The 21,908-nt window shown below is 67.2% G+C and carries 16 protein-coding genes; 12 read left to right on the top strand and 4 right to left on the bottom strand.

The features are described from left to right. Window positions 1-25 precede the first annotated feature (25 nt). Window positions 26-1,744: a cyclohexanecarboxylate-CoA ligase gene (aliA, locus tag U5A58_RS06040; RefSeq protein ID WP_321960714.1), complete on the top strand. Its 1,719-nt coding sequence runs from the start codon at window positions 26-28 to the stop codon at window positions 1,742-1,744. On the opposite strand, the gene U5A58_RS06035 is transcribed toward aliA, so the two are convergent. Then, the gene (locus U5A58_RS06035; RefSeq protein ID WP_321960713.1) at window positions 1,680-3,263 is read right to left on the bottom strand and encodes an inorganic phosphate transporter; all 1,584 of its coding nucleotides are present in this window, start codon (window positions 3,261-3,263) and stop codon (window positions 1,680-1,682) included. The genes aliA and U5A58_RS06035 overlap by 65 nt on opposite strands. 323 nt (window positions 3,264-3,586) lie before the next feature. Between U5A58_RS06035 and U5A58_RS06030 the strand changes: the two genes are divergently transcribed. Then, entirely contained in the window at window positions 3,587-5,194 is a 1,608-nt protein-coding gene (locus U5A58_RS06030) for an AMP-binding protein (protein ID WP_321960712.1), read from the top strand. A gap of 34 nt (window positions 5,195-5,228) precedes the next feature. On the opposite strand, the gene U5A58_RS06025 is transcribed toward U5A58_RS06030, so the two are convergent. From U5A58_RS06025 to U5A58_RS06015, 3 genes are all read right to left on the bottom strand, one after another. After that, entirely contained in the window at window positions 5,229-6,584 is a 1,356-nt protein-coding gene (locus U5A58_RS06025) for a PucR family transcriptional regulator (RefSeq protein ID WP_321960711.1), read from the bottom strand. Between the two features lie 118 nt (window positions 6,585-6,702). Next, entirely contained in the window at window positions 6,703-7,881 is a 1,179-nt protein-coding gene (locus U5A58_RS06020) for a porin (RefSeq protein WP_321937266.1), read from the bottom strand. Window positions 7,882-8,001: 120 nt separating this feature from the next. Next, entirely contained in the window at window positions 8,002-9,918 is a 1,917-nt protein-coding gene (locus tag U5A58_RS06015) for a bifunctional sugar phosphate isomerase/epimerase/4-hydroxyphenylpyruvate dioxygenase family protein (RefSeq protein WP_321960950.1), read from the bottom strand. Window positions 9,919-10,223: 305 nt separating this feature from the next. On the opposite strand from U5A58_RS06015, the gene aroQ reads away from it, so the two are divergent. The 10 genes from aroQ (at window position 10,224) to U5A58_RS05965 (ending at window position 21,799) form a co-directional block, all read left to right on the top strand. Then, window positions 10,224-10,679: a type II 3-dehydroquinate dehydratase gene (aroQ, locus tag U5A58_RS06010; RefSeq protein ID WP_321960710.1), complete on the top strand. Its 456-nt coding sequence runs from the start codon at window positions 10,224-10,226 to the stop codon at window positions 10,677-10,679. Then, complete coding sequence (locus tag U5A58_RS06005; RefSeq protein ID WP_321960709.1) at window positions 10,676-11,587, top strand: shikimate dehydrogenase; 912 nt, start codon at window positions 10,676-10,678, stop codon at window positions 11,585-11,587. The genes aroQ and U5A58_RS06005 overlap by 4 nt, the downstream gene beginning before the upstream one ends. 92 nt (window positions 11,588-11,679) lie before the next feature. Then, window positions 11,680-12,972, top strand: a complete 1,293-nt coding sequence (locus tag U5A58_RS06000) for an MFS transporter (protein ID WP_321960949.1) — start codon at window positions 11,680-11,682, stop codon at window positions 12,970-12,972. A 120-nt stretch (window positions 12,973-13,092) separates the two neighbouring features. Then, window positions 13,093-13,761 carry a TetR/AcrR family transcriptional regulator gene (locus U5A58_RS05995; protein WP_233888670.1) on the top strand — a complete coding sequence of 223 codons (669 nt, stop codon included), beginning with the start codon at window positions 13,093-13,095 and terminating at the stop codon, window positions 13,759-13,761. A 338-nt stretch (window positions 13,762-14,099) separates the two neighbouring features. Further along, on the top strand, window positions 14,100-15,773 hold the full coding sequence (locus U5A58_RS05990) for a methyl-accepting chemotaxis protein (RefSeq protein ID WP_321960708.1): 1,674 nt from the start codon (window positions 14,100-14,102) through the stop codon (window positions 15,771-15,773). 13 nt (window positions 15,774-15,786) lie between these two features. After that, complete coding sequence (locus tag U5A58_RS05985; protein WP_321960707.1) at window positions 15,787-16,281, top strand: chemotaxis protein CheW; 495 nt, start codon at window positions 15,787-15,789, stop codon at window positions 16,279-16,281. Continuing rightward, window positions 16,278-17,759: a CheR family methyltransferase gene (locus tag U5A58_RS05980; RefSeq protein WP_321960706.1), complete on the top strand. Its 1,482-nt coding sequence runs from the start codon at window positions 16,278-16,280 to the stop codon at window positions 17,757-17,759. The genes U5A58_RS05985 and U5A58_RS05980 overlap by 4 nt, the downstream gene beginning before the upstream one ends. Continuing rightward, the gene (locus tag U5A58_RS05975) at window positions 17,752-18,459 is read left to right on the top strand and encodes a chemotaxis protein CheW (RefSeq protein ID WP_321960705.1); all 708 of its coding nucleotides are present in this window, start codon (window positions 17,752-17,754) and stop codon (window positions 18,457-18,459) included. The genes U5A58_RS05980 and U5A58_RS05975 overlap by 8 nt, the downstream gene beginning before the upstream one ends. Further along, the gene (locus tag U5A58_RS05970; protein ID WP_321960704.1) at window positions 18,456-20,777 is read left to right on the top strand and encodes a hybrid sensor histidine kinase/response regulator; all 2,322 of its coding nucleotides are present in this window, start codon (window positions 18,456-18,458) and stop codon (window positions 20,775-20,777) included. The genes U5A58_RS05975 and U5A58_RS05970 overlap by 4 nt, the downstream gene beginning before the upstream one ends. Continuing rightward, on the top strand, window positions 20,774-21,799 hold the full coding sequence (locus U5A58_RS05965) for a chemotaxis response regulator protein-glutamate methylesterase (RefSeq protein WP_321960703.1): 1,026 nt from the start codon (window positions 20,774-20,776) through the stop codon (window positions 21,797-21,799). The genes U5A58_RS05970 and U5A58_RS05965 overlap by 4 nt, the downstream gene beginning before the upstream one ends. Window positions 21,800-21,908: the final 109 nt, after the last annotated feature.

Here is a 21,908-nt window from a genome sequence, read left to right as displayed (position 1 = left end):
CCTTCAACGCCACGGGAGGCAGTACATGGAGTTCGACGCGGTACTGATCGGGCCGCGCCGCGCGCGGGAGGTGGCACGGCGCTGGTGGCCCGGGCGCACCATCAACGACGAACTGGACGCCTGTGTGGCCGTATGTCCGGCGAAGATCGCGCTGACTGCCGTGCGAATCGACGATGGGGAGACCACGCGCTTCACCTACGCGCAGATGGCGCGCATGGCGGATCGCATTGCCGTGGGTCTAGTGCGGCTTGGCGTCACGAAGGGCGACGTGGTCTCCATGCAACTGCCCAATTGCTGGCAGTTCACGCTGCTCTATCTGGCGTGCTCGCGCATCGGCGCAGTGCTCAATCCGCTCATGCCGATCTTTCGCGAGCGCGAGCTGTCGTTCATGCTCAAGCATGGCGCCAGCCGGGTGATGATCGTTCCGCAGCGCTATCGAGGCTTCGACTACGAGGCCATGCTGCACGCGCTGCAGCCTGAGTTGCCGGCCTTGCAGCACATTGTGGTTGTGGGCGCAACAGATCAAGGAAAGCCTGCACGGCACAGCTTCGAAGCGCTCCTGAGCGGCCCGCGCTGGGAAGAGGCGAGCGACGCCGAAGCCATCCTCACGCGCAATCGCCCAGGCCCCGACGACGTGACGCAACTGCTTTACACCTCCGGCACGACGGGCGAGCCCAAGGGGGTGATGCACACGGCGAACACGCTGTTTTCGAACATCCTGCCTTATGCGCAGGCCATGCGTCTCGGTCACGAAGACGCCGTGCTGATGGCTTCGCCGATGGCGCATCAAACCGGCTTCATGTACGGCCTGATGATGCCGATCGCATTGCGGGCGAGCGCCGTCCTGCAGGACGTATGGCAGCCGGAGGCAGCGCTCGCGCTGATCGCACAGGAGCGAGCGACGTTCACGATGGCTTCCACGGCGTTCCTCGGAGATCTCGCAAACGCGGCTATCAAGGCGGGAACGCGTGCGCCGACGCTGCGCACGTTTTTGTGCGCGGGCGCGCCGATACCTGGTGCACTGGTCGAGCGCGCGCGCCTGGCGCTGGGGGCGAAGATCGTCTCCGCATGGGGCATGACGGAACTCGGTGCGGTGACGCTTACCGGTCTGGACGACGACGATGAACGCGCATCCACGACCGACGGCGTGCCGCTGCCTGGCGTGGAAGTGAAGGTCGTGGACGAGAACGACCGCGCGCTGCCGCCGAACGTAGCGGGCCGGCTTTTCGTGCGCGCATGCTCGGGTTTCGGCGGCTATCTCAAGCGCGCGCACCTGAATGCTACGGATGCCGAAGGCTGGTTCGACACCGGCGACCTCGCGATGATCGACGAGCGCGGCTATATCCGTATCAGCGGGCGCAGCAAGGACGTGATCATTCGCGGCGGCGAGAACATTCCCGTGGTCGAGATCGAGTCGCTGCTTTACCGTCATCCCGCGGTTGCGCAGGTGGCGATCGTCGCGTATGCGGACGAGCGGCTGGGCGAGCGCGCGTGTGCCGTGGTGGTGGCGCGGCCTGGCGCGGCTGTCGATCTGCCCTCGCTCGTCGCATTCCTCAAGTCGCACAAGGTCGCCGTGCAGTATTTGCCCGAACGGCTATTGCTGCTCGATGCCATGCCGACCACGCCCGCAGGCAAGGTGCAAAAGTTCCGTTTGCGCGAAATGCTGCGTGAAGCCGACGTCAGAGAAACTGCCGGAACATCCAGTAAAGGCCAGCAGCCAGCGCAATGGAAGCCGGCAACGTGAGCACCCACGCAAGCACGAGATTGCACACGGTCCCCCACTGCAGGCCCGAGCCGTTCGCGGCCATCGTGCCCGCTACGCCCGAGGCGAGCACGTGCGTGGTCGACACGGGCATTCCGTAGAGGTCGGCCATGCCTATGGTGATCATGGCCACGGCCTCCGCCGAGGCGCCCTGGCCGTAGGTGAGATGCTGCTTGCCGATCTTTTCGCCCACCGTCACGACAATGCGCTTCCAGCCCACCATCGTGCCGAGACCGAGCGCCACGGCCACAGCCACCTTCACCCATGTTGGAATGAACTTGGTCGAGTGGTCCATCTGCTGGCGGAAGGTTTCGAGCACCTTTGCGTCAGCGGGTGACATCGGCGGCGCCTTCGCCTTCTGCATCAGCCGGATCGCTTCGCTCGCGACATACATGTTGTTGCGCACGTTGTCGACGATCGTGTCGGGCACCGTCGCCATCGAGCCGGACAGCGCCACCTGGTCGCCGATGGTGTCGGTGAGCTGGCGCAGCGCGGGCAGCGTGGCGGGCGTGAGCTTGCGTGTGCGCACGAACGCTTCGACCTCGGCGCGGGGGTTGTCGGGCGGCGCGCCGTTAGCGTAGCGGCCGAGCGTGGCGGACGCCTCACGCGCCACGACCACGAACGCCGCGGTTTCCTCGGGCGTAACGGCCTTGTTGAGCGCATAGGCGGTAGGCACGACGCCGATCAGGATCAACATGATGAGGCCCATGCCTTTCTGGCCGTCGTTCGACCCGTGGGCGAACGAAACGCCGGTGCAGGTGAGGATGAGCAGCGTGCGGATCCAGAGCGGCGGCGGCTGGTTGGACTTAGGCTCGGCATACAGCGCGGGCACGCGCACGAGGAGCTTGAGCGCGAGGAGCAGCAGCGCGGCCATGACGAAGCCGGCCACGGGCGAGAACAGCAGCGCCTTGCCTACGCCCAGCGCCTGGTCCCAGTCCACGCCGCTCGTGCCGGACGGCCCGCTGATGAACTGGTTCATGATGCCCACGCCGATGATCGAGCCCACGAGCGTATGCGAACTGGATGAAGGCAGCCCGAAATACCACGTGCCGAGATTCCAGACGATGGCAGCGATCAGGAGTGCGAACACCATGGCGAAGCCCGCACCGCTGCCCACCTGAAGGATGAGCTCCACCGGCAGCAGTTGCAGGATGCCGAACGCGACGGCGCCGCTCGAAACGAGCACGCCGATGAAATTCCACGCGCCCGACCACACCACGGCGAGATGCGGGTCGAGTGAGTTCGTATAGATGACGGTGGCGACGGCGTTGGCGGTGTCGTGAAAGCCGTTCACGAACTCGAAGCCGAGCGCGATGATGAGCGCGAGCCCGAGTAGAACGAAGGGCAGCGCCGAACTCTCGCGAACGGCGCGCAAATCGACGACGAGATGATCGATGACATAGATCGCTCCGGCCGCGATGATGGCGAGAAATACGGCGACGCCGATGCCGCGGCGGCGTGCGCTTGGCGCGCGGGAGGGGGACAAGGGTATGTCCGGCATGAAAGCGATGCTCTGGTCAATCCGCTTCGGGAAGCGCCTCGACGCAGCGTATGCGTGTTAGCAAACGCGCGTGGCGCGATGCCGCGCCGGCACGCCAGAACGGCGATTCGGACGAGACGGTGCAGTGTCGCACAATTGACAAAGATCAGACACGGACGTGACGTCGCACGTGCCGGCGCGGGGCGCCCTCGTGAGCGCTTTTGTGACTTTTCACAATCACGTTATCCGCTTTCCCAGTTCTCCAGGCGCGGGCAAGTCCGTAGCATGGGCATGAAACGCGGCACCCTGCAAACAAGCCGCGATCCGAATTCATGGAGACGAACGTGTCGAAAGCCCCCTGGCTCGCCAGCTACGGCGAGATTCCCGCTACTATCAATCCCGATCTGCATCCGTCGCTCGCGCACATGTTCGACGAAGCGATGCGCGAACACGCGCACCGGCCGGCATTGCGCGCGGGAGACGCCACGCTCAGCTACGCCGACGTCGATCGTCTCTCGCGCAATTTCGCGGCGTACTTGCAGCACGCGGGCGTGAAGAAGGGCGACCGCGTCGCCGTGATGTTGCCAAACCTGCTCGCTTTCCCCATTGCGCTGATCGGCATCGTGCGAGCCGGAGCGGTGCAGGTGAACGTGAATCCGCTCTATACGCCGCGCGAGCTTCAGCATCAGCTCGTGGATTCCGGCGCGCAAACGCTCGTGGTGTTCGACGGCGCGCTGCCGACCTTCGAGGCGATCAAGGCGAATACGGCCGTGCAAACCGTGTTGAGCGTGGCCGCAAGCGATTGCGCGGGCAGCGAGCGCGAACCGCAGCCCGGCTCGTTCGCCGCGGCGCTCGAGCAAGGTGCAACCTTGCCGTTCGAAGCCCCCACGCTGTGCGGCGACGACGCGCTCTTCCTGCAATACACGGGCGGCACGACCGGGCTTTCCAAGGGCGCGCTGCTCACGCATCGCAACCTGGTCGCCAATGTCGAGCAGTTCAAGACCTTCATGCCGGGCTTCATGAACCCAGGCGAAGAGGTCGTCGTGACGGCGCTGCCGCTTTATCACATCTTCGCGCTGACGGTGAATCTCATCGTCTACTTCTCGATTGGCGCGCAGAACTGGCTCGTTGCGAATGCGCGCAATCTCGATGGCTTGATCGACGTGTTCAAGGCCGCGCGGCCCACGAGCTTCATGGGCGTGAATACGCTCTATGCGGGGCTCGTTGCGCATCCGCGCATCGGCGAGGTCGATTTTTCGCGGCTGCGGCTCGCGGGCGGCGGCGGCGCGGCGGTCATTTCCACCGTGTCCGAGCGCTGGCAGGCGATTACCGGCGGGTTCATCCGCGAAGGCTATGGGCTTTCGGAGACGAGCCCCGTGGTGTCGTTCAACCCGGGGAGCGTCGACCGCTTCACGGGCACGACGGGGCTGCCGGTGCCGTCCACCGACGTCAAGCTGATGAACGACGGCGTCGAGGCAGTGCCGGGAGAGCCTGGCGAGATTTGCGCGAAAGGCCCCCAGGTGATGCAGGGCTACTGGAACCAGCCCGAGGCCACGCGCGCTGCATTCACGGACGATGGCTACTTTCGCACCGGCGACGTGGGCGTGTTCGACGCGCAAGGCTTCCTGCGCATCGTCGATCGCTCGAAGGACATGATCCTCGTCTCGGGCTTCAACGTGTATCCGAATGAAATCGAGGCGGTCGTGACCGCAATGCCGGGCGTGGCCGAATGCGCGTGCGTGGGTGTGGCCGACGAGCGAAGCGGCGAGGCCGTACGTGTGTTCGTGGTGCCCGCGCGTGAAGCGGTGCTGAGCGAGGAAGCGGTGATCGCGCATTGCCGCGCGCAACTCGCGGCGTACAAGGTGCCGCGCGTGGTGAGCTTCGTGGAGGCGCTGCCGAAGTCGACGGTCGGGAAGATCTTGCGGCGGGAGCTGCGCGACGCGGCGGCGTGAAACGTGTGAAAGCGAAAGGAGCGCGCCGCGACAATCAACGCGCTGCGCTCTTCGCCTTTTTCACGCCCAATCGTCCCTTCTTTTCCTTCTTTTTTCCGTCGCGCTCCGATCCTTGCGTCGCTGAACGCAGCTTGAGCGCGATATCGAGCCTGGCAATCCATTGCGCGTCGTCGAGCTTCGCGCCCAGCAGCGTTTCAATACGCTCAAGCCGGTAATCGAGCGTATTCGGATGCACACCTAATGTTTCAGCCGTCTGCCTGCGGCGCTGGCCGCTTGCGAACCACGCTTCGAGCGTGGCGAGCAGGTCCGCTTCCGTCGCCAGTTGCTCGGCCAGCGAAACGAGGTAGCGCAGAACGTTGGCGCTGCTGCGCACACTCTCCTCGATGGCGATAGACGAAAAACGGTGCACGCGAAGGACGTTGCCGAATTCGTCGCCAATGTCGTTGTCGTCATTCGCGCTGCTGCCTCGCGGCGCGAAGTCCACGGCCTTCAGCGCTTCTTCCACCGAGGCCGCCCAGCCGCGCGCCCCTTCATTCATGAGCCCGATGCCGATACTGCGCACGCGCGGCTCGGCACGCGAGAGCGCGGCCGCATGCTCGGCCGCGCGCTGATCGTTGCGCGTCATCGAATCACCGCGTACGCACGGCAGCCAGAACACCAGCCGCTCGCGATGCCACACGCGCACGAGCGCGTCGGGCTTCAGTTCGAAGTGACGCGCGGCGCTGAGCGCGAAACGATCGAGCGCATCCTCGCGCACCGAGGGTGCGTGGTCGCGCAAGTCCAGATCGACGGCGAGCGCAATGCGAGGCAGCGTGGCGTCGAGACCGAGTGCCTCGACGGTCTCGCGAAAGCGCGCGGCGTCGTCCGGGGCGTGGAACACGAGGTCGTAGAGCTGCTGCAGCAGCGAACCGCGCCAGCGCGCCTGCTGGTGCTGCTCGTCGAGATAGGCTTCGGCAATGTGCTCGGCCATTGCATCGAAGTAATCGAGCAGATAAGGCGAAATATCGAACAGCAACTCGTGCGCGAGCGCCGGGTCCGCTTCGGCAAGCTCCGTGCAGGTGCGCCAAAGTTCGCGCGCGCCGAGACGAAACGCGCGCAGCAGCGAGCGCAGCGGCACGTTCTGGTGCACGCGGCGGCGCGCGAACGCCGCAGTCTGGTCCATGACTTCGGCGGAGGGCGGCGTGCCGTCGAGCAGGCACTGGAACCATAGGCCCGCGGAAAACGCGATCGACGAGAAGATATCCTTGCGCGCCGCCGCTGAGAGCGTGCTATAGCCTTCGAGCGAGAGCAGCGTGTCGTAGGTGCGCTGAACGGCCTTGGGCTGGGTTTTGGCGAGCGTGCGCAGCTTGCTGCGCAGGCGTGGGCTGATGGCGGGAACGAGGGGCGGCACGGTGAGTTCGCGAGATTCGCGCGGATTCGTTTAGGCGATACCCGCGAGTGTACTCAGCGCCGTGCCGCTGCGTCGAGGGGGCGGCAGGGCGGCCCCCGGCGACGCATCGGAACACCGATCAGAACAACAGCGCGATACCCGCCATGCCGACGAACTGCGAGCGCGTGGACGAGGGCGTGGCGTTCTGCGAGTCGCCCACGGCCGGGCTCGCGTTGACAATGTTGCCCGCGCCGTTCGCGCCGAGCGTCTGGCCGCCCGCGTGCTGGTAGGCCTGCAGGGCGTAGAGCGTGGTGCGCTTCGAGAGGTGGTATGCCTCCTTGAGCGAGTACTGCTGGTAGCGCGCCGCGCTCGTGATGCCGTTGGCCTGCGAGGCCAGCGTGTAAGCGAAGCCGCCGCCCACGTCGAAGGCCGGCGTGAAGCGATACACCGCGAGCGCCGCCCAGGTGTTGAAGATGGCCGTGTCGTGGAAGATCGATTTGCCGCCCGCAATGTATTGAACGTTCGAATACGAGGCGCCGACGATCAGGTTGCCGATCGTGTAGTTGCCGGCCGCCGCGATGTGCTGGACCGCGCTTGCCGAGACATAGCCCGTGTTCAGTGAGGACTTGCCGAAGCTGCCGGTGGACGAGCTGTCGAAGCCGCTCGTCAGCTGCGCGTTGTCCATGCGCAGGATGGCTGCCGCGAGGCTCAACGGGCCGGCGGAATAGCGCAGCGCGGCGCTCCACGTCTGACCCTTGCCGGTGCTGCCCGCAATGCCGCCGAGCGCGTACATGGCGCTTGCCTGCACGCCGTAAAAGGTCGGCGAGGTGTAGGTGGCCGAATTGTTGATGCGCACGGTCGTGTCGAGACCGTCGATGTCGCCGGGGTGCGCGCCGGTCGCGCCGGTGAGCCAGGCGCTACCCGTGAGCGGGCCGACGAACAGGTAATACGGCGTGTACTGTCGGCCGGCCGTGAACGTGCCCAGATTCTGGTTTTGCAGGCCGACGTAGGCCTGGCGATTGAAGATCAGTCCGCTCGACGAAAGGGCGCCGCTGTTGAGGTCGAAGCCGTTTTGCAGGTCGAAGATCGCGAACGTGCCGCCGCCGAGATCCTCCTTGCCCTGCAAGCCGAACTTCGACGCATACAGGTTGCCCTGGCGCAGATAGACGTTCGAGTGACCGTTCTGGTTGTTGACGTAAGTGATGGCGTCGTCGACGGCGCCGTAGAGTGTGACGCTGCTTTGCGAAAATGCGGGGCTCGCCACAAGGGCTGCGCCAGTCGCGACAAGCGTACCAAGACCAAGGCCTGCTTTCTTCATCGTCGTGTGTCTCCGGTGAGATTTGGACTGCTTATTGTTTTCTTTGCTACGCCGCCCGGTTTGCAGGTCGATGCGGCGTGCGTACTGCTGCGGGAAGTGACTAAATCGACTGCGTGTACATCAATCTTGCGGTTCGTGCGCCCCCTTTGCGGCAAGCGCACGCTGGCGCGCTTGCGCCGCGAGGCGCACAGCGGCGTTGGGCGCGCCGTAGCCGTCGTAGCCGCCGCGCCGCTCCACGATCTCCAGGAAGAAGCGCTGGTCGAGCGTTTCCGTGTAGGCGTGCAGGAACTCGCCGCCGCGTTCGTCGCGGTCGTAGAGCAGGTTGTGCTCGCGCAGCGCGTCGAGAAACTCGGGGTCGAGGGCGTGGCGCGCGTCGAGATCGTCGTAGTAGTTCGCGGGCACGCGCAAGAGCGGCACGCCGGCCGCCTCGAACTCGGTCACCGCGCGGAAGATGTCGCCCGTGTTGAACGCCACATGGTTCAGGCCCGTGCCGTGGTAGGCGCGCACGGTTTCCGCCGCGGCCGTGTGCTGGTCGACCGAGGCGTTGAGCACGACGCGCAGCCCGCGGTCGCGGCTCATGAGCGCGCGGCTGCGCACGAGCCCGTACGGATCGGGCAGCAGCACGGCGGGCGTGGCTTCGAGCCCGAACACCGACTTCAGGAACAACACCCAGGAGTCGAACGAGCCGGCCGGCAGCGAAAGGCTCACATGATCGATGCCCGAGATCGGGCCTACCTCGACCGGGCCATCGATATCGGTGAGCGCGAAATCGGCTTCGAAGAGCGTGGGCTGACCCGGCTCCTCGTTAACGAAATAGTTAAGACTGCCGTCCGGCCCCTGGACGGCGGGCACCACGCGTTCGTTCGGACCCACGCGGCCCGAGAATGGCTGATAGCCGAAGCCCGCGGCGCGTTCGAGCGCCTGGCGTGCATCGTCCACGCGAAACGCCGAGGCGCACAGCGAGAGCCCATGACGCTGGAAAAAGGCGTCGGCGAACGAGTCGGGTTCGGCGTTCAGCACGATCGCGGCCGAGCCGTGCTGATAGAGCGTCACATCCTTTGAGCGATGCTGGCCCGCGCGGCGGAAATGCAGCGTTTCGAGCCAGTTCGCCACGTGCGCGCGCGCCGTGTCGTCCACGGCGAATTCGAGGAACTGCCACTGCGCGTGCGCGGGCGCGGCGCTCGGATGGTAGAGCGCGCTTGCTTCGACATGCTCCGCTTGCAGCGTCTCGCGCGTGAGCGATTCGAGCAGCAGCAGCGAGCGATGACCGTCGGCGGCCGTGGCGGCGGGCGGCGCACCGCGAAAGCCGTCGTTGAAGATTTCGAGCGAGAGCGGGCCCGTATAGCCGCTTTTCACCACCTGCGCCGTGAAATCCGCAAGCGCGAAGTCGCCCTGGCCCGGGAAGCAACGATAGTGCCGGCTCCATTCGAGCACGTCCATCTGCATTCTCGGCGCATCGGCGATCTGCACGAAGCCGATACGTTCGCCCGGAATCGCGGCGATACCGTCGGGCGTGTCGTCGAGAGAAAGCGTGTGGAAGCTGTCCAGCGCGAGCGTGAGGTTCGCGTGATTCACCGTGTTGACGAGCCGCCACGCGTGGCCATAGGTGCGCACGTGGCGCCCCCACGCGAGCGCTTCATAGCAGATCGTCACGCCCGCCTCACCGGCGGCTTGCGCGAGCGCGCCGAGTTGCTCGGCGGCGAGGCCGTCGTCGCAGATCGTTTCGGGCGAGACATTGCTGCACACCAGCAAACGATCCGTGCCCAGTTGGTGCATCACGTCGAACTTGCGCTTCACGCGTTCGATGTTGCGTGCGAGGCGCTCGGGCGCGACGCCCTCGAAATCGCGGAACGGCTGGTACAGCACGATATCGAGCCCGAGGTCGCTAGCCATGCGGCGCACGTCGGCGGGGGAGCCTTCGAAATAGAGCAGATCGTTTTCGAAGATCTCGACGGCATCGAAACCCGCGGCGCGGATGGCGGCGAGCTTTTCGGCGAGTGTGCCGCTGATCGACACCGTGGCGATCGAGCGGCGCAGCGCGCGAGAGGGGGTGTGGAGCGGCTTGGACATGGGCATGGCGAACGGGCTGACTGCAACTGCGGTGTTGAACAAGGGTCCGGCGCGGCGGCGTGGGGCGGGCGTTTAACTCACTGGCGCACCGCAGGCACACTTGCCGCTGGAGTGTCCGAAGGATACGCCAAACTAACTAGTTAGTACAAATTCTGGCAAACCCCAGGTGACCGCTGGACCGCTTCGCGGCACACTTGCGACCATGCGGTGAAGCATGCGTCGGTTGCTCAGTATGCGCCGTACCCGTCGTCAGCTGTTTGGGAGTATGTGTAATGGGAATGCCTTCGGTGCTGGTCCTGAACGGGCCGAACCTGAATCTGCTGGGAACGCGGGAGCCCGCGATCTACGGCGCTGAAACGTTAGATGACGTTGCCAACCTGTGCCGCGAGGCGGCGGGGCGTCTTGGGCTCGAGATCGATTTTCGCCAGTCGAATGCCGAGCATCAGTTGATCGACTGGATTCATGAAGCGCGCACACGCGTAGATGGCATTGTGATCAATCCGGCGGCTTATACGCATACGTCGGTGGCGATCGCCGATGCGCTTTCCGCGATCGCAAAGCCCGTGATCGAGGTCCATATTTCGAACGTGCACAAGCGCGAGGCGTTCCGGCACCATTCCTTCGTTTCGCCGATTGCAGAGGCGATCATCGTCGGCTGTGGCACGCAGGGGTATGTGCTCGCGCTGGAGCGCATGGCCGCGCTGCTCGCGAAAAAGGTGGCGAAATGAGCGCTCAGAACCCAGGCAAAACGAACGCGCTGGGCGCGCGCGCAACCGCCCATTCATTTCTCTGCGGGCTGATCGGCTCCGGCATTAGCGGCTCGCTCACGCCCGCAATGCAGGAGCAGGAAGGCCGCGAACTCGGCATCAACTATGTGTACCGGCGCATCGACCTCGAAGCGCTGAAGCTCACGCCCGCCGCGCTCCCCGAGCTGTTGCTCGCCGCCGAGCGCATGGGCTTCGACGGCCTGAACATCACGTATCCGTGCAAGCAGGCCGTGATCGAACTGCTCGACGAACTCTCCGACGACGCCCGCGCGCTTGGCGCTGTGAACACGGTGTTGTTCCGCGACGGCAAGCGCATCGGCCACAACACCGACTGGTCGGGTTTCGCGCGCGCGTTCCAGCGCGGCCTGCCCGATGTCTCGCTCGAAGCGGTGGTGCAACTGGGCGCAGGCGGCGCGGGCGCGGCGGTCGCGCACGCAGCGCTGCAGATGGGCGCTCAGGCGCTCACGCTGTTCGACGTGGATGCATCGCGCGCCGAATCGCTCGCCAGCGAACTGCAGGCGCGCTTCCCGGCGGCCCGCGTAAGCGCGGGCGGCGACTTGCGCGAAGTGCTCCAGCACGCCACGGGTCTCATCCACGCCACGCCCACCGGCATGGCGAAGCTGCCCGGCATGCCGTTGCCCGCGGAATATCTGCATGAGCGGCTGTGGGTGGCCGACATCGTCTATTTCCCGATCCGCACGGCGTTGCTCGAAGCGGCTGAGGCGCGCGGCTGCCGCACGCTCAGCGGCGGCGGCATGGCGGTGTACCAGGCAGTGGATGCGTTCCGGCTGTTCACGGGCGTCGAGCCCGACGCGGAACGCATGTATGCGCATCTGCAATCCATGCTGGCGGCCAACGCCGGCGCATAACAAACAGTTTGGAGAGAGACATGGCACCACCCGTATCCACGGGGCGCGGCGACGCGCCGGCCCTTTCCGCAGCAACGCCCGCGGAGGGCGCGATGCGCCGCTCGAAGGCGCGCTATCGCATCCTGGGCCTGCTGGCCGTCGGCACGATGATCAATTACCTCGATCGCACCGTGCTCGGTATCGCAGCGCCACAGCTCACGAAGGAGCTGGGCATCAACGCGGCGCTCATGGGCCTCGTGTTCTCGGCGTTCTCCTGGAGCTATGTCGTCGCGCAGATTCCGGGCGGCGTGTTCCTCGACCGCTTCGGCAGCAAGTTCACCTACTGGCTTTCGATGACGCTCTGGTCGATGTGCACGCTCGCACAGGGCTTCATCAGCGGCGTGGGCGCGTTGTTCGCTTGCCGTCTGGGTTTGGGCGCCGCCGAGTCGCCGTGCTTCCCGACCAACAGCCGCGTGGTCGCCACGTGGTTCCCGCAAAGCGAGCGCGCGTTCGCCACGGGCACCTATACGGTGGGCGAGTACATCGGCCTCGCGTTCTTTAGCCCGTTCCTCTTCGCGTTGATGGGCGCTTACGGCTGGCGCTCGCTGTTCTACGTGGTGGGCGCCGTGGGGATCGCGTTCGGTGCCGTGTGGTGGTTCCTGTATCGCGAGCCGCATGAACACCCCGCCGCCAACCGCGCCGAGCTCGATTACATCGAGGCGGGCGGCGGCCTCGCCCGCCACGAGCGCAAGGCCGACGCGCAACCCGCGGGCGAGAAAAAGCAGGGCTTCGACTGGCGCATGGCCGGCCAGCTCGTGCGCCGCCGCCAGCTTGCGGGCATCTGCCTCGGGCAGTTCGCGGGCAACTCCACGCTCGTGTTCTTCCTCACGTGGTTCCCGACCTACCTCGCCACCGAACGCCACATGGGCTGGCTCAAGATCGGCTTCTTCGCGATCATGCCGTTCATTGCCGCTTCCATTGGCGTGATGTTCGGCGGCACGTTCTCGGACTGGATGCTGCGCCGCGGCATCTCGGCCAACGTGGCGCGCAAGCTGCCGATCATCGCCGGTCTGCTGCTCGCCTCGACCATCATTCTCGCGAACTTCGTGGACAGCAATGTGGCCGTGATCGCGATCCTTTCGGTGGCGTTCTTCGCGCAGGGCATGGCCGCGCTCGGCTGGACGCTCGTTTCGGATATCGCGCCGGCTGGCATGCTCGGCCTCACGGGCGGCATCTTCAACCTTGCCGCCAATCTCGCGGGCATCATCACGCCGCTGGTCGTCGGGCTGATCGTCGGCGCAACGGGCTCGTTCGTCTGGGCGCTAGTGTTCATCGGCGTGATCGCGCTGATCGGCGCGGCCTCGTATATCTTCATCGTGGGCGATATCAAGCGCATCGAGTTGTAAGGCGCGCAAGCCGCGTCCGGGCGGCTTCGAGCTGGATTGCGGGGCGCGGCGCCTGATAAAGGGCCGCGCCCCGCATGCTAGAATCGCCCGCATTCCTTCCCTGCTGCGGGCCACAAAAACATGGCAAGACCGGCGGCTTCGGCCGAACGCAACGATGCTCAATCCGAAAGCCGGCGCAAGTACGATCCCGAGCAGACCAAGCGCAATATCCTCGAAGTCGCGACCGCCGAGTTCTCGGCGATGGGTCTCGCCGGTGCGCGAGTCGACGCGATTGCCGAGCGCACCAACACCACCAAGCGCATGCTGTACTACTACTTCGGCAGCAAGGAAGGGTTGTACGAAGCGGTGCTCGACAAGGTCTACGGCGACATCCGCGCGCTCGAGCTGGACCTGCATATCGACGAACTGGACCCTACCGAAGGCCTGCGGCGGCTTGTCGAATTCACTTTCGACTATCACGACCGCCACCGCGACTTCGTGCGCCTCGTGACGATCGAGAACATTCACGGCGCGAAGTACATCGAGCGCCTGAAGACCTTCCGCAGCCGCAACGCCAGTGCGATCCGCACGATCGAAGACCTGCTCGCGCGCGGCGTGGCAAGCGGTGCGTTCCGCGACGACATCGATCCGATCGACCTGCACTTGCTCATCAGCTCGATGTGCTTTCACCGCGTGGGCAACCGCCACACGTTTGGGGCGGCGTTCGGGCGCGATCCGTCGCATCCGCGCCTGCGCGCGCGCCATCGCGAGATGGTCGTCGACGCCACGCTGCGCTTCGTGAAGAAGTAAGCCGGACCTGGGGACGCGGCCGCCCTGGCCGCTTCGCGCTTGCCCGCCGATGCACGACGCATGGATCAAGCAAGGGTCAAGGCGCGCCCGCATCCCCGTACTGCGCTGCGCAGTGCAGCCAAAACGCTCCGGCGAGCGCTGCAAATTCATCTCCAAAAGCCCGGTGAGCCCCGTCCTGCGTGGCTGTCAGCTAACCTTCCTTATCACAAAAAAGTACGCAAACGCATTACACTACGGCGGTCAAGGCCGCCGCGCGCGGTCTCGCCGTGCGCCGCCGCGCCCCGCCTCGCCGGCAGGGGCGGTGCGCCGGTCCACGCCACCGGAGAGCCCCAAGCGCAATGAGCACCGCCATGCCCCGTTCCGGCCAAGCCGGCCTGCCTCGACAGACTCAAGGTCGTTACACCCTCGGCACGCGCATCGTCCTCAGCTTCGGCTTGCTGTTCGTGCTGATGCTCGCCACGGCCGCCATCTCCTGGGACCGGCTGCGCGCCATCGACAGCGAGGCGATGAGCCTCACGCACGATTCGGTGCCGGGCCTGTTCTACGCGACCTCCATGCGCGCGGCGGCCAACCAGACCTATAGCCTCGTGGAGCGCGCGGCCTTCGTCGACGCCGATGCGGACAGCGTAGCGCGCGATGTCGCCGCGTTGCCCACGGCGATGGCGCAGGTCGAGGACAATGCGCGGCAATACGAGCGCTCGCTCTTTCGCGCCGACGACCGCGAGCGCTTCCAGCGCTTTCGCGACGCCTACGCGCGCTATCTGCCGATGGCGAAAGCCGTGGCCAGCCAGTTGCCCGCGTCGCGCCCGGCAGCGCAGGCCGCGTTCATGCAGATCGGCCCGGTATGGCAGGAGGTGCTCGCCACGGCCAACGCGCTCGTCGACGAAAACCGTCAGCAGGCCGACGAGTCCGCGCAGACCATTCGCAGTTCGGTCACGGGTACGGAAATCACACTCGCCACGGCACTCGCTGTCGTGCTGCTCGCCGCGCTCGCTACGGGCTACGCGCTGTACCGCGCGATCACCGTGCCGATGGCGCGCCTCGTGGAAGTGCACGACTCCATGCGCACCGGCAACCTCTCGCAGCGTCTCGCGTTGAACCGCGGCGACGAATTCGGCGTGCTGGAAGACGGCTTCAACCGCATGAGCGACGAACTGGCGAGCCTCGTGGCCCAGGCGCAGAAGTCGTCGCTGCAGGTTACGACCTCGGTGGCCGAAGTGGCCGCGACCTCGAAGGAACAGCAGGCGACGGCGAGCGAGACGGCCGCCACCACGACCGAGATCGGCGCCACTTCGCGCGAGATTTTCGCCACGGCGCGCGACCTCGTGCGCACCATGAGCGAGGTGGCGACGGTGGCCGAGCAGTCGGCGGGGCTCGCCAGCACGAGCCAGAGCGGCCTCACGCATATGGAAGACACCATGCGCAGCGTGATGGAGGCGGCGGGCTCCGTGAACGCCAAGCTCGCCATCCTCAACGAGAAGGCCGTGAGCATCAATCAGGTCGTGGCGACGATCACGAAGGTGGCCGACCAGACCAACCTGCTTTCGCTGAACGCCGCGATCGAAGCGGAGAAGGCGGGCGAGTACGGGCGCGGCTTCTCGGTGGTCGCCACCGAAATCCGCCGCCTCGCCGACCAGACGGCCGTGGCCACTTACGACATCGAGCAGACCGTGAAGGAGATCCAGTCGGCCGTCTCGGCGGGCGTGATGGGCATGGACAAGTTCGCCGAAGAAGTGCGGCGCGGCATGCACGACGTGCAGGCCGTGGGCGCGCAGCTTTCGCAGATTATCGGTGCGGTGCAGACGCTCGCGCCGCGCTTCCAGGTCGTGAACGACGGCATGCAGGCGCAGGCCACGAGCGCCGAGCAGATCACCCAGGCGCTCACGCAGCTTTCCGAAGCCGCCCAGCAGACGGCGGAGTCGCTGCGCCAGTCGTCGCAGGCCATCGACAATCTCACGCTCGTCGCCAACGAACTGCGCACCGGCGTGTCGCGGTTCAGGATCGAGGCGTGACGCGGGAGCCGCGATGCTCTTCCTGGTGTTCGAACTGGACGGCGAGCGCTACGCGCTCGATGCCCGCGAGATCGCGCACGTGCTGCCGCTCGCTCCCGTGCGCGCGTTTCCGGGCACGCCCGCGTATATCGCCGGCGTGATCGACTACGAGGGCGCGCCCGTGCCCGTGGTCGATCTGCCGATGCTCGCGCTCGGGCGGCCCGCGCGCGCGCTCATGTCCACGCGGCTCGTGCTCGTGTATGACCGCGCGGACGACGCTGGCGCGGCCGCCTCTCAGGTGCCGCCGCGCCGCCTCGCGCTGCTGCTCGAAAGCGCGACGCGCACCCAGTCGATCGCGCCCGAGCGCTTCGCCGAAGGCGGCATCGCCACGCCCGAAGCGCGGTGGCTGGGGCCCGTGGCGCGCGACGAGCGCGGTTTCGTCCAGTGGGTGAAAGTTGCCCAACTGCTCGACGCGCGCGTGCGTGCGCTGCTCTTTCCCGATCCGCCTTCGTGGCAAGGCGCGGCATGAGACAGGTCGACCCGCGCTTCGCCGCCTGGTTGCTCGAAGAAACCGGCATCGACGCCGAATCGCTGGGCGCCAACGCGCTCGCGCGCGCGGTGGGCGCACGGGCGGCGGTGACGCTCGAGGTTCAGGCGGACCTGCATCCGGCCGAGACGCGCAGGGAGTGGATGAGCGGCGCCGTGCTGCCTGAATGGGCGCGCGAAGCGTACTGGCAGCGACTCACGACCACGCCGGCCGAGCGCCAGGCGCTGATCGACGCGCTCGTGGTGCCCGAGACCTGGTTTTTTCGCGAGCGCGAGGCCTTCGCCGCGCTCGCGCGCCTCGGTGCGAAGCGGCTGGCCGCGCAGCCGGGCGAAGTGCTGCGCGTGCTGAGCGCGCCGTGCTCGAGCGGCGAGGAGCCTTACTCGGCGGCCATGGCGCTGCTCGACGCGGGGCTCGCGCACGAGCAGTTCGCCATCGACGCGATCGACATCAGCGCGCAGTCCATTGCGGCGGCCGCGCGCGGGGTGTACGGCCGCAATGCGTTTCGCGGCGACGGCCTCGCGTTTCGCGAGCGCTACTTCGAAGCGACGCCCGACGGTTGGCGTATCGCCGCGACAGTTCGCCGTGCCGTGACGTTCGAGCGCGCGAACCTGTTCGAATGGCTCGCCCCGCACCCGGTGCGCTACGACTTCATTTTCTGCCGCAACGTGCTGATCTACTTCGACCGCGCCTCGCAGGACCGCGCCATCGACCTGCTGCGCGCGCGCCTCACGGCGGGCGGCATGATCTTCGTGGGACCGGCGGAAACCGGGCTGATGATGCGCCATGAGATGGTGTCCGCCTATATTCCGCTCGCGTTCGGTTTTCGCACGCCCGAACCCGGCGCGACGACGGATCATCATCCGGCGAGCCCGGCAGCATCGGTGCCGCCTGCGCTCACGCCGCTGCCGGTGATCGCGGCTACGGCTGCGGCCCCCGCATTCGGCAGCGCGCCGGTGTTCACGCCGCTCGACGCGCCCGTGGCCGCAGCGGCACACCGGGCAAGGCCTGCGCCGCCGCGCCACGCGCTGCGGCCGTTGCACGGCGCGCCGGCTCCACGCGCCGCCGCCGTGGTGCGCGCATCGGCTGCGGGTGCGGAGTGTGTGGGCGCCACGCCCGAAGCCGCGCTCGCCGACGCGCGGCGCTTAGCCGATGCCGGTGCGCTCGACGAGGCCGAACGCCTCGCCGCGCAAGCGGCCAAGGCGCTGGCGCAAAATGCGGACACCTGGTACCTGCTCGGCCTGATCGCCGATGCGCAGGGCCGTGCCGCCGAAGCGCTCGCACACTATCGCAAGGCCATCTATCTGGAGCCTTCGCACTACGAAGCGCTTACGCATCTGGCTGCGCTGCTCGAAGTGCAGGGCGACGGCGAGGGTGCCCGCCGACTGATGCGCCGCGCGAAGCGCGTCGCGCAGGAAATGGCACAGCGCGGCGCAACGGGCGCAGGAGGCACGCATGCCTGAGCGCGACTTCACGGAGGACCTGGTGCTCGCAGCGCAACCGCTTGACCCGTGCTGGAAAACCATCGGCACGCTCGGCGACAATTCGTGCCCGCGGCTTCAGACGTGTGTGCGCTGCCTGAATTGCCCGGTTTTCGAAGAAGCGGCAGCGCGCATGCTCGACCGGCCCGCGCCGCTTGCGTCGTCTGAGCCGGCGCCCGAACGCGTGCAGGAGTCTGCCGGTCCGCAAACGCGCCACGAAGGCTCGCTCGTGTTTCGCGTGGGCGGCGAGTGGCTCGCGCTGCCCGCGACCGCGCTGCGCCATGTGGACGAAGCGCGCGCCATCCACACGTTGCCGCACCGGCGCAGCGCTGCCGTGCTGGGCGTGGTGAACGTGCGTGGCGTGCTCACGCTCGCGGTGTCGCTGGCGGCGCTTCTGCGTATCGAAGTTGCGATGCCGCAAGCCGCTATGGCAAGAGCGCAAGGGTGCGCCGCCACGCCGCGCCTGCTCGTGACCGAGTGGGCGGGCGCGACGACGGCGTTTCCCGTCGATGCCGTGGAGGGTGTCACGAGCTTCGGCGCAGATGCGCTGCTGCCCGCGCCCGCCACGCTTGCGCAGTCGGCTGGGCGGCATGTGCGTGGCGTGACGCACTGGCGCGGGCGTTCGGTGGGCGTGCTCGACGCCGATGTGCTATTCGATGCGCTTGCAAGGAGTTTGCGATGAGCGACGACGAACTGAGCCGCCGCTCGCTGCTCGACCTCTTCCAGGAGGAGGCGGCGGCGCAGACGCGCACGCTTTCCGCGGGCCTGCTCGCGCTCGAGTCCGCGCCCGACGATGCCTCGACGCTCGAAGCGTGCATGCGCGCCACGCACTCGCTCAAGGGCGCGGCGCGCATTGTCGGACTGCCGGAAGCGGTCGAGGTGGCGAGCGCGATGGAGGATTGCTTCGTGGCGGCGCAGCGTGGCGAATTGCGCATCGACGCGGCGCGCATCGACGCGCTGCTCGTTGGCATCGACTTGCTGAGCGCGGCGGGCGACGTTGCGGCGGCGCCGATTACGCACGATGCGGTTGCGGCGTTCGTGGCGCGCCTGCAGGGTGTAGTGCAGCCCGGCGCGGCGAACGCTGACGCCAACGCGAGCGTGCGAATGCCGGAAGCCGACGACCTCGCTGCGCTGGCGGCGTCGCTGCGCCTGCCCGAACCCGAGCCGGAACCCGAGCCGGAACCTGAGGCCGTGTCGTCCGGCGAGGTCGAATCCGCGCCATTGGTACGGCCCGCGCAGCCCCGTTCAACTGACGCCGAGCGCATGCTGCGCGTGCGTGCCGGCACGCTCGACCGCTTGCTCGGTTTCGCAGGCGAATCGCTGGTGGAGTCTCGCCGCATGCGGCCGTTCGCCGAAGGTCTCTTGCGCACGCGCCGCGCGCAGGGCGACGTGCTCGCGGCGCTGGGGCAGTTCCAGGAGCGCCACGCCGATGCGCTCGACGCCGACGCACGCGCCGCGCTCGCCGGCATACGCGAGGCGTTGGCGTCGCTGGATCATCAGCTATCCGAACGATTCGACGACATCGACCGCATTGACCGGCGCGGCACGCAACTCGCGCAGCGCCTCTACGACGAGGCCTTGCAATGCCGCATGCGGCCGTTCGGCGACACGGCGCACACGTATCCGCGCGTGGTGCGCGACCTTGCGCGCTCGCTCGGCAAGCGCGTGCGCTTCGCGATTGTCGGCGAGTCGACGCAAGTGGACCGTGACATCCTCGAAATGCTCGACGCGCCGCTCGGCCACCTGCTGCGCAACGCGCTCGATCACGGTATCGAGGACCCCGAAACAAGGCGGCGCGCCGGCAAGCCCGAAGAGGCAAGTCTCACGCTCGAAGCGCGCCATAGCGCGGGCAAACTGCTGATCGCCGTGGCCGACGACGGCGCGGGTATCGACCTGGACGCGCTGCGCGCGAGCATCGTCGCTCGCTCGCTCGCGCAGCCCCAGGCCGTTGCCGCGATGTCCGACGCCGAACTGTTCGACTTCCTGCTGCTGCCGGGCTTCTCGATGCGCGACACCGTGACCGACGTGTCGGGCCGCGGCGTCGGCCTCGACGCCGTGCAGAACTTCGCGAAGGCCGTGCGCGGCACCGTGCGCATCGAGAGCGCGGCGGGGCAGGGCACGCGCTTCGTGCTGCAGTTGCCGCTCACGCTCTCGGTGGTGCGCAGCCTGATCGTCGAGGTCGCGGGCGAAGCCTATGCATTTCCGCTCGCGCACGTGCGCCGCGCGCTCAGCGTGCCGCGCAGCACGATCGAAATGCTCGAAGGGCAGCAGCACATTGCCTTCGAAGGGCGGCCGGTGGGACTCGTCACCGCGCGCCAATTGCTCGGGGCAGGCGCCGAACCCGCGGCCACGGAAGACCTGAACGTGGTGCTGGTGGGCAGCGAGGCGGGCCTCTATGGCGTGGCCGTGGACCGCTTCGCGGGCGAGCGCACGCTCGCCGTGCAGCCGCTCGATGCGCGTCTGGGCAAGGTGCGCAACGTCTCGGCGGCGGCGTTGCTCGACGACGGCGAGGTCGCGCTGATCGTCGACGTGGAGGACATCGTGACGTCGGTTGCGCGACTCGTGCGCGACGGTCAGCTCGCGGGCGTGGCGCGCGGCGCAGCCCTTGACGGTGCGCGCGCACGCAAGCGTATTCTCGTTGTCGAGGACTCCTTGACGGTGCGCGAGCTGGAGCGCAAGCTGCTCGAAAAACGCGGCTATGACGTGACCGTGGCGGTGGACGGCATGGACGGCTGGAACACCTTGCGCAACGCGCACTTCGACCTGGTGATCACCGACGTCGACATGCCGCGCATGGACGGCATCGAACTCGTCATGATGATCAAGGGCGACGCGATGCATCGCAACGTGCCGGTGATGATCGTCTCGTACAAGGATCGTGAAGACGACAGGCGGCGCGGCCTCGACGCGGGCGCCGACTACTATCTGACCAAGGGCAGCTTCCACGACGAAGCGCTGCTCGACGCCGTAAGCGACCTGATCGGGGAGTCGACAGGATGAAAATCGGTATCGCCAACGACATGCCGCTCGCCGTCGAGGCGCTGCGTCAGGCCATCGCGACGCGGCACGGCCATCGCGTGCTGTGGGTCGCCGCGAACGGCGAGGAAGCCGTGCAGTTCTGCGCGGCGCAAGTGCCCGACGTGATCCTCATGGATCTCGTGATGCCGAAGATCGACGGCGTGGAGGCCACGCGGCAGATCATGGCGCGCTCGCCGTGCCCCATTCTGATCGTGACGAGCAGCGTGGGCGCGAACGCCTGGCGCGTGTACGAGGCGATGGGTGCGGGCGCGCTCGATGCCGTGGACACCCCCACGCTCGCCGGGCCCGACACGCGCCGCACGATGGACCTGTTGCTCGCGAAGATCGAGCAGATCGGGCGCGTATCCGGCGCGCCCGATTTCACCGCGCGCGCGCCGGCCGCAACAGCGCCAGGCATGCCGAAGGCGCCGCTCATCGCGATCGGCGCCTCGGCGGGCGGACCCAGCGCGCTCGCCGCCGTGCTCGGCGCGCTGCCTGCCGGTTTCGGCGCGAGCATCGTGATCGTGCAGCACGTGGACCAGTCGTTCGCGGCGGGCATGGCCGCCTGGCTCGACGACCAGACAGCGCTCACGGTGCGCATTGCGCTCGAAGGCGAGCAGCCCGCGCCCGGATGCGTGCTGCTCGCCGCGACCAACGATCATCTGCGCATGACAGCGAGCGGCAAGCTGGCTTACACTCGCGAGCCGGCCGAGACACCGTACCGCCCCTCTGTCGATACCTTCTTTCACAGCCTCGTCGAGTGCTGGACGGGCGAGGCGATCGGCGTGCTGCTCACCGGCATGGGGCGCGACGGCGCCATTGGCCTGAAGGCGATGCGCGCGAAGGGCTGGCACACGATCGCCCAGGACCAGGCGACGAGCGCCGTGTACGGCATGCCGAAGGCGGCGGCGGCGCTTTCCGCCGCGCGCGCGATCCTGCCGCTCGACGCCATTGCCCCCGAGCTTGCGAGCCGGGTGAAATCACCGCATCAATCTGCCGGCTAGACGCCAGCCATCACGAGACGCGACCGACATCATGACCGAGAAGTCCACTCTTCCAATCAGCGCAAACGTTGCCGACAGCACGGGCCTCGAGACGGGCGGCACGGCTGCC

It is taken from the genome of Paraburkholderia sp. J7 (assembly GCF_905220155.1).
Taxonomy (GTDB): Bacteria; Pseudomonadota; Gammaproteobacteria; order Burkholderiales; family Burkholderiaceae; genus Paraburkholderia.
The sequence above is the reverse complement of the archived record's forward strand: the minus strand, read 5'-3'. Positions and strand labels throughout refer to the sequence as shown.

What these genes read in the sequence shown, in the direction of transcription:
- U5A58_RS06035 (WP_321960713.1), bottom strand. Translation starts at nt 3,263, where the DNA reads ATGCCGGACATACCCTTGTCCCCCTCCCGCGCGCCAAGCGCACGCCGC.
- U5A58_RS05970 (WP_321960704.1), top strand. Translation starts at nt 18,456, where the DNA reads ATGAGCGACGACGAACTGAGCCGCCGCTCGCTGCTCGACCTCTTCCAG.
- U5A58_RS05990 (WP_321960708.1), top strand. Translation starts at nt 14,100, where the DNA reads ATGAGCACCGCCATGCCCCGTTCCGGCCAAGCCGGCCTGCCTCGACAG.
- aroQ (WP_321960710.1), top strand. Translation starts at nt 10,224, where the DNA reads ATGGGAATGCCTTCGGTGCTGGTCCTGAACGGGCCGAACCTGAATCTG.
- U5A58_RS05985 (WP_321960707.1), top strand. Translation starts at nt 15,787, where the DNA reads ATGCTCTTCCTGGTGTTCGAACTGGACGGCGAGCGCTACGCGCTCGAT.
- U5A58_RS05975 (WP_321960705.1), top strand. Translation starts at nt 17,752, where the DNA reads ATGCCTGAGCGCGACTTCACGGAGGACCTGGTGCTCGCAGCGCAACCG.
- U5A58_RS05980 (WP_321960706.1), top strand. Translation starts at nt 16,278, where the DNA reads ATGAGACAGGTCGACCCGCGCTTCGCCGCCTGGTTGCTCGAAGAAACC.
- U5A58_RS06000 (WP_321960949.1), top strand. Translation starts at nt 11,680, where the DNA reads ATGCGCCGCTCGAAGGCGCGCTATCGCATCCTGGGCCTGCTGGCCGTC.
- U5A58_RS06005 (WP_321960709.1), top strand. Translation starts at nt 10,676, where the DNA reads ATGAGCGCTCAGAACCCAGGCAAAACGAACGCGCTGGGCGCGCGCGCA.
- aliA (WP_321960714.1), top strand. Translation starts at nt 26, where the DNA reads ATGGAGTTCGACGCGGTACTGATCGGGCCGCGCCGCGCGCGGGAGGTG.
- U5A58_RS06020 (WP_321937266.1), bottom strand. Translation starts at nt 7,881, where the DNA reads ATGAAGAAAGCAGGCCTTGGTCTTGGTACGCTTGTCGCGACTGGCGCA.
- U5A58_RS05965 (WP_321960703.1), top strand. Translation starts at nt 20,774, where the DNA reads ATGAAAATCGGTATCGCCAACGACATGCCGCTCGCCGTCGAGGCGCTG.
- U5A58_RS05995 (WP_233888670.1), top strand. Translation starts at nt 13,093, where the DNA reads ATGGCAAGACCGGCGGCTTCGGCCGAACGCAACGATGCTCAATCCGAA.